We start from the raw sequence: 11,755 nt of genomic DNA, 5'->3' as shown, positions 1-11,755 counted from the left end.
TGAACCTGGGCCGGACGAGCCTAACGGACTTCGAAGGAGATTCGCCCCGCTGGGCGACCGAGTAGGCGTTGTGTCGCATCCGCGACAGAACAACCCTAGAGACGCGCGACAGTCTCCAGGAATGCCTGCCAGCTCCCGCTCCGAGCAAAACTCGGTCGCGAGAGCTCAGCGCTTCCAGCGATCTTCTCCGCGATCTGGACGCTGTCCGCTTCGACGTAAGTCTGGAACTTCGCTGCCGCGCCCGGCGGCCGGACGGCCTTCTTCAGCTCTTCCTTCGCGTTCCGGATCTTGCCGACATCGCGACCCGCGTACTGTCTCGGTGGCTGCCAGCTCGGCCGCACCTGCTGCACGGCATCCGGAAACAGGAACCACCACGATTCCATCTCCCACGCCGGCACGACCGCGTGCACGGGCCACGGCAAGGAACGGAAAGCGCTCTCGATCTTTGCAATCAGCGCCTCGTGTGCCGGCTCCACCTCGTCGGCGTCCTCGTGCATGAGTACGCAGCGGATCGGCGTTCGCACGTTGAAGGCCCGCAGCACGGCTGAGACGCGGGTGGCGTGGCCCGGAAGTCTTCCTGGCGGCACGTTCCGCACCAGCGCCATCGGCTTCCGCAACGGTTTGAGGTTGGCGCGAGGAATGTCCGTCCGCAGTGCTGCCACCAGGACGGCGATGGCCTGCCGGTCATTGTCGTCCTCGCCGAGGATCACCACAGTCTGAGCGCGCTGCTTCGTCGGCTTCGACTTCATTCGGGGCACCCGCCCAGAGCGCCCGAGAACCACAGCTCCCCGAGCCCGATCTCGCCGTGCAACTCGCGTTCCATCGCCCGGACCGTCTCCGGATCGACCGCTGGTATCCGCGAGGCGGCATCCTCACCGCGTTCGCAGACGATCAGCTCCTCGGGGGTGAGCCGGTTGACAAGGGCCGGCGAATGCGTCGCGATCAGGAACTGGGTGTGCTCCGAAGCCTGGCGCAGCAACTCGACCAGGCGATCCAGGATATGCGGATGCAGCCCGTGGTCGATTTCCTCGATGCAGGTGAGGCGGGGCGGCGCCGGGTCGTAGAGCAGCGCGAGGAGCGCCAGAGCACGAATGGACCCGTAGGAAGCCTCCTGCAGGTGTGTGCTGCCCCGCAGCCCCGTCTCGACCAGATTGAGCACCACACCGTGCCCCGCCCCACCGATGGGTGTGAACTCAAGGCTCTGCAGGCCGGGGATGAACGCCCGCGCATCCCGTTGTAACGACGCGAATCGGTCGCGGTGCTCAAGCGCGAGGTACGCGAGAAAGGGTGCCAGGTTGCTGGCGTCGTTCAGGAGGCGCTCACTGACCTGCTGCTCGGAGGGACGACGGGCGGCGGCAACGTCGACATCGAAGACCCGGAAGCTGGCGAAGAGATTCGCCAACGCCTCGACCTGTTCGCCGCCATCGTCCGGGCTGATTCTCGGCAACAAGGCAAGCCCGAGGGAGCCCTCCCGCAGATTGACCGCTGACTCGCGCTCACCCGGTCCGCTGAAAATGATCCTTCCGCCGTCGATCGTGATCTGCCGTTCGACCGCTGCGTGGTCCTTGAACGTGAATTTCTCGGTACGACGTAGGACCGGCCGATCGACTCGCCGGACATCGCGCACCGAAGTGAAGGTCAAGGCGTACGTGTCGGTCGCCGCTCCTTGATCGCCGGCGGCCGTCTCCGCCTCGATGCCGACAAACGGCTCGGGCGCGAGTCCACCTCGGAACTGGACGCGGCTGAACCCTCCACGGCGTTCGAGCGCAGGCTCAAGATCGTCCCTGGTGGCGTCACCCAGGAACGCGATGACATCCAGGAGATTGGATTTCCCCGCGCCGTTCGGACCGACGAGCACGTTCAACGGTGCGAGCTTGACTTCCACGTCCCGTAGGCTGCGGAAGTTGGATACCTTGAGTCTGAGCAGATGCAGGGGACGCCGGTCGGCCACGGCGGAAGCCTACCCCGTCGCTCATACCGTCACAGCGAGACATGGCTGCCACCTTGGCCGAATGGAATCAGTCGCCTGTCGAGACGTTGCCGGTGTCCTCTGCCGGGAAGTCCGAGATCGTCCGCAGGAACTCGCCAGACACAAAGTACGGGTTGTCGCGATCGTTCAGCACTTCGATGAGGATCGCATCGCCGTCGCACTCCAGAACCCGGTACTCATCGCCTACGCTGAGCTGGAAGCCACTCGGTCAAGGCCACCGCCGCTCTGCAGCGATAGTCAGGCGGTCCAACCCGGCAGGTCACCGTCGGCCAGAAGGACGACATCGTTATCGGCGCAAGCACCGAGCCAAGCCTCATCGCCGTATCGCGACACCAGCAGCACAGCGGTGACCTGCACGTCCAGCAGCGCCAACCGATGCCGGTACTCCAGAACCTGACCAAGCCCGACCCGGAGTTGCTCGCTCTCGTTGCCGTTGATCACGCTCTTGACCTCGGCGATGAACTGTCGTCCCTGCCCGTCACGCCATGCCAGATCCACCGGAATGCCATGAAGGCCGGCCCCCGAAGGGAGCCCCGACTCTCGCAAGTGCATGATCAACAATTGACAGAGTCGATCGTGTTCACGCAGACCTGCGAGGTAGGCACCTCCGTCATACGACCGTTGTTTCGGCATCAGCTCTGGCGCAGTGGGCGCTGCGTACGGTCGGTCGAAACCCTGCCCGGTGGCAGGAGAGCCGGCGTGCACAGCAGCCCACACCGCGCACAACACCTCGCCCGCCTGCCACGCCTTGGTCGCATAGTCACGCCGGTCCTTGCGCTGGAACGAGTAGTTCTTCGTGGACAGCCCGGCAGCAAGCATACGAAGGCTGACCATGATCGGTCGGCGCAGAAGCAGCCCGAGGGCTTTGCCGTCGTCCGGGCAGCGGAGCAGAACCTTGTCGTCCTCAAAGGTCACGGTCGAGTCGTCCGGGCGTTCGATCCCCCGCATGGGCCAGTCGTTCTCGGTGTCCAACACGCCGGCCTCGTTCGCGAGTTCGAGCGGCAGCTTGGCCAGCCGAAGCCACACCTCTCCCCCATCCTCGCGAAGGCACAGGAGTTCCAGCGGACCGACGGTCAGTCGCAGCATCGGCCCGTCGCCCAGATCGAACCTGGCCACGTGCCAGTGCTTACCTGCGGTAGCCAGCGCCTCCGGCACGGCCATCCGAATCACGAAGCCCATCAGCGCCCACGAGAACATTTGCTTGGCGTCCAGTCCATCCCGCCAGTCTGCTGCGATCTGTGCCGGTGCGGGGGCGAGCGCTGCCGGAACAGGCTCGGCGAAGACCCACTCGGCGAGTGTGGCCGGGTCGGTAAGTTGCCACAGCCTGGACTTCCGGCGACCGGTCAGCCACCACTCGACGTGGGCGACGTCCTCAGGCAACCACCAGGTCTCGTTGGCCTGGATGGAAACGCTCACTGCTTTGCCTTCCGGCCCCGGGTGGTCTTGGGCGGACGCCACGACGTCAGTGCCTCGTCGGTGAGGTGGAGACGGTTGGTCGTCTCGGCGAGGAAGCCAGCATAAATCTCGGCCGGCGACGAACCCCACTCCGCGTCGAACTCGCCGTGCCACTGGCGTACCCAGGGGAGGATCTCGCGCAGCCCCGCGACCAGCGGCAGCAGTCGGTCGGGAGCCCAGCCGTCTTCCTGCTCGCGGGCGACGATCAGGGTGGCGAGGGCCTGGGCCTGCTCGCGGTGGTCCCAGCCGGCCCAGCCGACCAGCAGCGACGGGTCACCGTCGCGGCCGGCACCCGGGTACGACACGAAGCGTTCCTTGGGTACGTCGAGCTTGCCCCGGTGCTTCCAGTAGCTGGCCTTGGCGAAGTCCGCCGAGGTGTACTTCGGCGGCACCGGGATCTGCTTGCGGAACTCCCGCTTCGCCGCCTCGTCGGGCAGCGCGTCCTCAGCCCGTTGCAGGTCCCACACCTGCTCCCAGTCGGCGCGCTTGCTCAGGCCGGAGTCCTTGTAGCGCAGCGCCGCCAGGTGCGGCACGTGCTCGTCGGCGACCAGGTCGGCGATCACCTTGCCGAGATCCTGACCGGGTGCGTACAACTCGGCGACGGCGAGCACGTCGGGGTCGCGGCGCAACTCGTCGGCGAGCTGTGCGGTGGTCAGCGGGCGCGGCTGCTCCAACCCGTCGACGTGGTGATACCACAGCTCCCGCGCCTCGCACCGATCCAGCAGCCAGTCCCTCAGCGCCCTGGCCTGCATCTTGTCCCAGCCCTCGGTGGCCCACCGCCGCTTGCACTCCGGCCGCTCGATCAAACCGATGTTGCGGTTACCCTCGATGACCGCGATCCGCCGCTGCACGATCGCCTTGTACTCGTCCGACCAGTGCGCCGGCAGCTCGGTGATCGGCGTCGAGCCGTGCCGTGCGAACCACTGTGTCTCCAGCCCCTCGTCACGCATCTTTCGAGCGAGGACGATCTCGAATGCCCGCTGCCCCAGCGACAGCATCGGCGGCCGGACGCTCTCCGGCGCGGTCAGCTCCTCGTCCAGCAGCCCGTAGAGCGAGTAGACCTGCCAGTCCAACTCCTCCTGCAAGCAGATCATCTGCCCCCGGGTGGCGTGCCACTCGTAGGCGGCGGCATCCAGCCGCTCCCGCGTCGGCACCCCAGACCCCGCCACCGCCGCCGGACTCACCCCAGCAAGCCGCTGCGCCAGCCCATCAATCTCCCGAGCAAGTTCCAACGGGTACGCCGACGGTAGGGGAATTCGCTGGACATTTGTTCCGTTGAACGCGAAATGATTCTTCCAATCTTCACTGCCCATCGCCGCATATCCAGCATCGACTCGAGCACCCCCACCCTCCCCCTTATTGTGGCAAACCTGCTTAAGCCAGAAACAGACGGTCGAACTGTTGAGCAGGCCGAGCAACCTAACATGGTCACCTTCGGAGGCACCCTCTACCAATTTGATAACGGGGGCAGTCTGCTTAAATACCCTCCCACCTCGATCCAACACGAAATGGTTATGCGTCGCCACCTCAGCAAACGCGATCGAGAGCGGCAGCCGGTAACGGTCAACAAAAAACATTGAGTACTCAAACCATTGCAGACCACGCGCCAACTGATCACTACCGTAGGCCACCCGATTTGACAATATCCGTCGCAACGGCCACAGCGCGGCCAATACTACCGATTCTGCGGCCGCAGCAAGGCTTTCCGCCCGGTAGGGCCAAATCGACCCGACCGGGCCAGTAATTACCCAATCTCGGGTCGCATCTCCTTCAACAATAGGGCGCACGTAGTCGTCAGGGATTCTCCGGCGACGAAGAAAGCCGCTTCCAACCATGTAGGCGCCATCTTCCCTGGTAACAGCGCCGAAACCGATCCCTTGAACCGCAGATCCGAGAACCTGCCCCGCCGCCAACTCAATCCCCGCCCGAAGTTTGCTCGCGCCACCGCCAGCTACGCTCCACGGGTGAGCACTAAACGCAGCACGGTCGACATCTCCGGCACTTACCCACTCGCTTTCAGAACCGGGGCGATGGATCTGTTCGACGATCGCCCGCCACACGCGCCCCTCACTCGGGTTCGCCGGAGTAGTTGGCTCACCTCGGATACCCATAACACTTCGGATAGCGCCCGCTCGGCGTTGATTGGTGTTCCGGCCTACCAGGATCGTCGTCGGCGTTCCATGTCCGGGGATATAGGCACCCGAGGTATCAATGATGTGGGTAAGATTAACGCGTGTTGCAAATAGCAACTCAATCATTTTCTTGCCAAACTCACGCTTCATGAACGAGTTGGCGGTGATCTGTCCAACATAGCCGGCGCCTTCGCCACGCGCATCGGCTGAAATGCCCAGCTCGAAGAATCGCTGTGCGAACGGGACAGAAAGCGCATACTCCCTGTAACACGTGTCGTACATGTCTCGGTATGCCTCAGCCAGCCTGCGATCTTTGACGGTAATGTAGGGAGGGTTACCGACAACCACGTGATAGCGACCAGGGGATAGAATACCAGTATTCTCCTGCACGTCCTCCGTGGCGTAGGCGAATTCTGTCATCGGGTCATCGCCGAAAAGCGTGCCAGCCCGGTGCTTAATTAGGGAGTCGCCGACGGCGAGGTGCATAGGGAAGGTGTAGACGGTCGAGTCGGCGAGGGTTTTGACGTTGCTGGCGCGGAGGGCGGCTACCAGGAGGCGGAAGCGGGCGATGGCTACCGCGAAGGGGTTGATGTCTACGCCGTGGACGGCGTCGAGGGCGAGGCGTACGCGCTCGTGGGGGTCGCGGTTGGGGGCGTGGCGTTCCCACTCTTTCAGCAGTCGCTCGAACGCGCCTAGGACGAAGTGGCCGGAGCCGCAGGTGGGGTCGATCATCTTGACCACGTCGTGGCCGAACTCTTCGATCGCCGGGGTCAGCGTCAGGTCGAGGATGAACTCCTCGACGAACTCCGGCGTCTGGAGCAGGGCGTAGGTCTTGCGGGCGGCTTCGGAGAGATCCTGGTAGAGGTCGCCGAGGAATCGGGTGTCCCACTCGGGGTCGGTGAAGTCGTGCAGCAGGTCGCCTGCTTCGCCGCGTCGACGCCAGAAGCCGATCAGGTTCTTCGCCTCGTCGTGGGAGAGCGGAATCTGGTAAAGCGGGTTGTGCCGCTTGTCGAAGAGTGACTTGCCTGCCTGGGTGCTGGCGATGGCGTCGAAGCCCTGTTCCACCCAGCCGCGCAGGGTCTCCTCCGGCCGGTCGCGGAAGAACTGCGCCTCGGCTTCCTCGGCCAGCACCAGGCGGTCGCCCGGCCCGGCCAGGTAGGGGTCGGGTAGCAGGCCGTTATCCTCACAGAAGCGCACGAAGACGGTGCCGAGCACCCAGGCCACGGCGACCTGTGTCACCCGCTCGTCGCGCCAGGCTGTCCAGGTGGCGGCGGTACGGCCGACCTTGAAGGCGTGGTCGTATTCGCCACGCAGTCGGGAGTGCACCTCCCCGACCGTCTCGGCCTGCTCCCGCAGGTCCTTCTCCAGATTCTTGACCTGCTTCTGCAGGTCCGACAAGAGCAGTTTCCGGTCGACCACGCGACGACTCTAGCCGTCCCGCTCACGGGACGGGGCACCCGTAAGGTCCGTTTCCGTCGCCGAGCCGCTACCTACGGCTCCCGCATCCAGGTCTTCGGATCGGTCACGAAGACCCCCTTGCCTTGGTGCCGTCGGATGACCCGCAGCGCTTCCAGCCGGACGTAGACCATCTGGATGGTGGACGTGCCCACCTTGTAGTCCGCCGCCATCTGGGCAATCGACGGCAGCTTGTCTTCCGGCTTCAGCTTCCGCGCCTCGACAGCAGCGATGAGGTCGTCAGCGATACGGATGTAGTCAGGCGTTGTAGGCATGGCGCTCCTTGCGTGGCTCGCCAATTCGATCACGAAACGCCCACGAACGACAACAATCAGTGGTTGACTTAAACGACTAAGCCGTTAGTGTTGGACGCGAGCCGCTCCTCGCGTGGCAACGAGTTCGGCTCATCCCCCTGGTCGGGGCGGGTGCGCGTGCCCGTCCCGACCCTGTGAGCTGCTCTGTCGTCGTACCGCCGAACTGGGCTGCGGCGGCCGAGCGGGCGGGCCGTGCGGACGCCGGCCACGCACGGTCCGCCCTTCCACGCACCACCGCACCGACCCTCCGCGCTCCAGCCTGCCCCGAGGAAAGGATCGTCGTGGCCCAGGTGTATCGAGGTGGCCAGCCCTACGGGGCCGGTCGCCTGACCCGACTGACCCCGCACGAGGTACGCAACCACACGTTCGCCCCGCGTCGCCGTGGTGTCGACCCCGATCAGGTACGCGAATTCCAGGCCACGGTCGGCGACGAGCTGGCCGAGCTGCACCGGCAGGTCCGCACGCTCGCCCAGGAGAACGAGCGGCTCAAGCGGGCGCTGCGCGACTGGCAGTCGATGCACGCCCGGCACTGCCGACCACCGAATCAGGCCCGCTGGTGACCGCGCGCCCGGTCCCCGGCGACCTGCTTTGGATCGACGGTCGCGCGTCGGTGCAGTTCGCCGGGGGCCGGGCGCTGACCCTACGCGTCGTCTCGACCAGCGACCGACAGGCGTACGACGGTTGGATCTGGCTGACCGGGTACGTCATCGACCGGCGCGGCAACGCCACCGCCAAACGCGAGATCTACGTCCAACTCGCCGGGCTGCGTCCCGCCTCGGTGCCCGCTCCCCCTCGCCAGGTCAGCCGGCGCGGTGAAGCTGGTGGGCCGCGCGGAGTGTCGGCACGACCGTCCCGTCCAGGTACGGCGCCGAGGTGAGTCGCCCCCAGTGGTCGGTGAGGCGCATCGCCGACGGATGGGTGAAGGCGGCGACCAGCGTGTCCACTCCAGCGATCCGGGCGCGTTCGAGGTGCGATCCGAGCCGACGGCGGTTACTCATCACCGTGGTGAGAGTCCGGTGGACCTCGACTCCCTGCACGATGCACAACGTCGGTTCGAGAATCCGTACGGTCGCTGACAGATGTGGCAGGCAGTTGCGGCTCATGGTCGGGTTCCCCAGCGACTTCGCGCTTCCGGCCACCGTGGCCGAGCACAGGCGCAGGTTCGCCATGGCGTAGGCGTCGAACAGATGCACGGACCGGAGCCGGCCGGGAAGGCGAAGTAGTTCCCCGTTTCGGTCCGGTCCCGGATCTCGGCCGACCGCGAGCCGCAGCGCGCTGGCGACGCCCCTCATGTGTGGGTTCCGGGAGGGGAAGGCGGTTGCGGCGGAGGTCATCACCTTGGTGTGCCGTTCGTCCAAGCTCACGCCCTCGCGCGGTCGGCCGGTCTCCATGGCGATGACCAGGATGCGCAGCGGACGGTCACCGAGCCGCAGGTCGTAGTGCCGACCCACGTGGGAGAGCTGGCCGGCGGCGAAGGCCGCGTTCGGCCGCGCCGCGCCGGCTCGGTCACGAAGGGCACTGCGCCGGCACCGGTCGAGACTCCGGCACACGCAGGCACCCGACTCGGCGAGAACGTTCGCCATCAGGTAACGACGAAGACTCTCGATCCGGCGAGCGGTCGCAGCCGGGTCACTGGCGAGGCGGGACGCCTTGTCCGCGAACATCGGACTCAGCCCGTGGTGTCCGGTGCGAGCACCGCCGGTGCGTCGAGGTCGTTGACGGGTACGCCGAGCCATCGAAACCGGCCGTTGCTGCCGGGTAGGTCGGTGTAGTCCCGCCACCTGAGGACGTAGTCGCCGGTCAGGTCGCGTTGGTTCGGCAGATGGTGGCTGCCGTCGTGTCCCCACCGAAGAGTGCCGGTGAGCCGCCTGCCGTCGTGGAGACGGAACTCCTGGTCCCTGGTGGTCCGGGTGGGCGGCGGTGCGTTCCACAGGGTGCGGTCGTTGGTCAGGAGGATCGCGAGGCCGTTCGTCGCCGTATCGCCGGAGCGGCAGAATCGCTCCAGCCTCGCGACGTCGAAGACGAAGTTTCGCCGCGCCAGGTCGGTGGCGGCATGGCCACGCAGCCGGAACTCTTCGTCCGTCCCCGGGTCGGTGCCGACCCAGCGGGCCGTGAAGTACTTGAACTCGATCGCGGTGCGTCCGTTCGGGCCGTAACAGAGTAGGTCGAGGTATTCGGACTTCTCCTGCCGCACCTCCAACCGGACTGATACGGCTGCGTCGATCCGGTGGACCGCCCAGGCGAAGGCGTGCTGGAAGTCCGCCTCCGAGTGGAACACCCTCCGCTTGGCCCGCAACTCCTCCATCACGGAGTCCAACGTCACCGCTCCCGCGATTCGCACCTGTGCTCCTCCCCTGTCCCACCGGTCCGACCACAATGGTCCGGCCACGACGATCCGGATGGACATGGTGACCGAACGCAGCCACGCTACGGAACAACCGATCAGGCAGGGGCCTCCACCGACCGCACCGGTCAGCCTCGACTGAGCGCCTCGCGGAGGAGGACGGTCTCCTTCGCACTCGGCGGCCCGGCCGCACCCGCGTGCCACTCGATTACGAGCCGTTGGCCGGACGGCAGTGCGTACAGACGTACCGCCCGACTCGGCACCCCTGATCCGTAGTCGGTGCCGCCGGCACCCAGCCTGCCCAACTCCGGCAGCCCGAGCGCCAGGGCGACGCCGTCCCACGGCCGACCGAACGCGAAGACATCCTGCACCGGCAGCTCCGCGAGCGGCTGCCACACGAACTCCTCGATGATGCGCGGAGGCGGTTTCAGCGGGGCGGTGATGGCTTTCGAGTGCCACGGGTAGCACTCGAAGATCAAGAGGTCACGGTGGTCAGCGTCCGGATCCTGGAGCCAGCGCCGGGTGAACTCAAGCCGGGCGAGGTAGTACTTGTTACGCCCCATCTCCTCAGGGAGCGTCCACGGCGGCCGGTTGTAGGGGCAGGTGGTGGCCCACGTGCTGTATGCGCCGAGCTGCCTGATCTCTTCGGCGAAGATGCCGTCCCGCCCCTGGAAGCGGGGCCGGAACTCGCCAGGGTTCAGACCGAGCACCACCATCCGCGGCGTGTGCTCCAGGCCGAGCAGGTCACCGTGGTATGGCTCCGGGAAACCCGCTCGGGTCACCTCGCCAGGTCCGGCACCCACGTAGGAGTCGAACCATTCCTCGATCTGCTGCGGCAGGTGGTCGTCACCGCCGAGCCACGCCTCGACATGGGCATCCCAGAAGGCCGCGACGCGCTGCCGCGCGGAGATCGCCATGGCCGAGACGGTAGCGACATCGCACGGACAGAGCCAGAGGGCTCCGGGGATCATGGCGGCCGCCGCCTGGCCAGGATGGCGAGGGTTTCCCGGCGCACCGCCTCCGGCTCGAACACGAGCCGACGATGCGCGAAACGGACTACCAGGATGCCGAGTGCTGCCAGTTGGGCGTCGCGGCGCAGATCGATCTCGCGCTGTCGTGGATCGCCGTGGGTGGTGGCACCGTCGAGTTCGATGTTGACGCGTTCCGGTTCGGCGTAAAGGTCGAGGTAGACGTTGCGGCGGCCGAGTTGGATTCGCACCTGCCGCTGGAACGTCGGCATGCCCGGGCCGGTGAAGACCCGCTCGTGTCCCCAGATCTCCAACGGGCTGCGGCAGCCCTCGGCGAGCCGCGCCAGCAGGGTGCTGAGCACTGCTCGGCCAGGCACCCGTGTCGTGCCGTCGAGCGCAGCTTGCAGCCGCTCAGGCGTGGTCAGCCGGTTGTTGACCGCGCTGATCATCGGCGTCCGTTGCTCGCTCCGGGGCAGCATCGGCCAGGAGTCGAGCAGGGCACGCTCGATGGTGGTCACCGGCAGTCCCTGACGTATCCGCGACGTCGGTGGGGCGATGCTGAGGTGACGGCGTCGGTGAACCCGCACTCCGGGCCAGCTTCGCAGGCCGCAGGCAACCGGAGTGCTCACGTGCAGCAGGTCTCCGGGCAGTTGTCGGCGCAGCCCCCACACGTCGAGGGCGGTGAGGTGGCTGAGTGCGCCGCGCCCGCCCACCCAGGCGGCGACCGCGCGGCGGCCGAGGGCGGGGCCGATCCGGGTGAGCGGCGAGGTGGCGGCGCGTTCGATTCGGGCATTGAGCAGGTGCGCTGCCGCGAACACCTCGGGGAGTACCCGCACCAGGTCGCCGTTGGCGCACGCCCGTTGCAGGATCCACTCCGGCACGACCTGCTCGACGACGGATCGGGTCACCAGCCCTCGGCCCCGCTCCACGAGTTCCGCCAACACCGCATCCATGCCACCGACCGTGCCGCCCCACGCCAACGTCCCGCAACGGCGAAGCGCCACACCTGTGGACGACGGGCCCGCTGTGGACAACCCCCACCACCTACCACCATCTGCTACGGCGCACGCCGCTCGTGGGCGTCATCGTGGCGGTGT

Annotated in this window: 10 protein-coding genes; 1 reads left to right on the top strand and 9 read right to left on the bottom strand. The window is 66.5% G+C overall.

Features of this window, described 5'->3' with window-relative positions; genetic code table 11:
* Window positions 1-95: 95 nt before the first annotated feature.
* The 5 genes from ACIBO1_RS23805 to ACIBO1_RS23785 all read right to left on the bottom strand — a co-directional run bounded on the left by ACIBO1_RS23805 (window position 96) and on the right by ACIBO1_RS23785 (window position 7,307).
* Window positions 96-749, bottom strand: a complete 654-nt coding sequence (locus ACIBO1_RS23805; protein ID WP_396750118.1) for a hypothetical protein — start codon at window positions 747-749, stop codon at window positions 96-98.
* Window positions 746-1,951, bottom strand: coding sequence for an AAA family ATPase (locus ACIBO1_RS23800; RefSeq protein ID WP_396750116.1), 1,206 nt, complete (start codon window positions 1,949-1,951; stop codon window positions 746-748). The genes ACIBO1_RS23805 and ACIBO1_RS23800 overlap by 4 nt, the downstream gene beginning before the upstream one ends.
* A 276-nt stretch (window positions 1,952-2,227) precedes the next feature.
* Complete coding sequence (locus ACIBO1_RS23795) at window positions 2,228-3,406, bottom strand: hypothetical protein (protein WP_396750115.1); 1,179 nt, start codon at window positions 3,404-3,406, stop codon at window positions 2,228-2,230.
* Window positions 3,403-6,996 (bottom strand): BREX-2 system adenine-specific DNA-methyltransferase PglX, encoded by a 3,594-nt coding sequence (pglX, locus tag ACIBO1_RS23790; protein WP_396750113.1) that lies wholly within the window; start codon window positions 6,994-6,996, stop codon window positions 3,403-3,405. Before pglX ends, ACIBO1_RS23795 begins: the two co-directional genes overlap by 4 nt.
* Before the next feature lie 71 nt (window positions 6,997-7,067).
* On the bottom strand, window positions 7,068-7,307 hold the full coding sequence (locus tag ACIBO1_RS23785; protein ID WP_396750111.1) for a winged helix-turn-helix domain-containing protein: 240 nt from the start codon (window positions 7,305-7,307) through the stop codon (window positions 7,068-7,070).
* Window positions 7,308-7,627: 320 nt separating this feature from the next.
* Here ACIBO1_RS23785 and ACIBO1_RS23780 point away from each other — a divergent pair, with 320 nt between their 5' ends.
* Window positions 7,628-7,906: a DivIVA domain-containing protein gene (locus ACIBO1_RS23780; protein ID WP_396750109.1), complete on the top strand. Its 279-nt coding sequence runs from the start codon at window positions 7,628-7,630 to the stop codon at window positions 7,904-7,906.
* A gap of 240 nt (window positions 7,907-8,146) precedes the next feature.
* On the opposite strand, the gene ACIBO1_RS23775 is transcribed toward ACIBO1_RS23780, so the two are convergent.
* The 4 genes from ACIBO1_RS23775 to ACIBO1_RS23760 all read right to left on the bottom strand — a co-directional run bounded on the left by ACIBO1_RS23775 (window position 8,147) and on the right by ACIBO1_RS23760 (window position 11,611).
* Complete coding sequence (locus tag ACIBO1_RS23775) at window positions 8,147-9,010, bottom strand: hypothetical protein (RefSeq protein WP_396750107.1); 864 nt, start codon at window positions 9,008-9,010, stop codon at window positions 8,147-8,149.
* 5 nt (window positions 9,011-9,015) lie between these two features.
* A complete protein-coding gene (locus ACIBO1_RS23770; protein WP_396750105.1) occupies window positions 9,016-9,687 on the bottom strand; it encodes a hypothetical protein in 672 nt (223 codons plus the stop codon).
* 131 nt (window positions 9,688-9,818) lie between these two features.
* On the bottom strand, window positions 9,819-10,607 hold the full coding sequence (gene brig1, locus ACIBO1_RS23765; protein ID WP_396750103.1) for an anti-phage DNA glycosylase Brig1: 789 nt from the start codon (window positions 10,605-10,607) through the stop codon (window positions 9,819-9,821).
* A 50-nt stretch (window positions 10,608-10,657) separates the two neighbouring features.
* Window positions 10,658-11,611 (bottom strand): DUF559 domain-containing protein, encoded by a 954-nt coding sequence (locus tag ACIBO1_RS23760; protein ID WP_396750101.1) that lies wholly within the window; start codon window positions 11,609-11,611, stop codon window positions 10,658-10,660.
* Between the last annotated feature and the right edge of the window lie 144 nt (window positions 11,612-11,755).

It is taken from the genome of Micromonospora sp. NPDC049903, assembly GCF_044460945.1.
Lineage (GTDB): Bacteria > Actinomycetota > Actinomycetes > Mycobacteriales > Micromonosporaceae > Micromonospora.
Note: the sequence above shows the minus strand (reverse complement) of the source record. Positions and strands in the feature narration are given on the sequence as shown.

Excerpts from the sequence above, each read along its gene's own strand:
- ACIBO1_RS23785 (WP_396750111.1), bottom strand. The coding sequence starts at position 7,307 with ATGCCTACAACGCCTGACTACATCCGTATCGCTGACGACCTCATCGCT.
- ACIBO1_RS23805 (WP_396750118.1), bottom strand. The coding sequence starts at position 749 with ATGAAGTCGAAGCCGACGAAGCAGCGCGCTCAGACTGTGGTGATCCTC.
- ACIBO1_RS23760 (WP_396750101.1), bottom strand. The coding sequence starts at position 11,611 with ATGGATGCGGTGTTGGCGGAACTCGTGGAGCGGGGCCGAGGGCTGGTG.
- brig1 (WP_396750103.1), bottom strand. The coding sequence starts at position 10,607 with ATGGCGATCTCCGCGCGGCAGCGCGTCGCGGCCTTCTGGGATGCCCAT.
- ACIBO1_RS23775 (WP_396750107.1), bottom strand. The coding sequence starts at position 9,010 with ATGTTCGCGGACAAGGCGTCCCGCCTCGCCAGTGACCCGGCTGCGACC.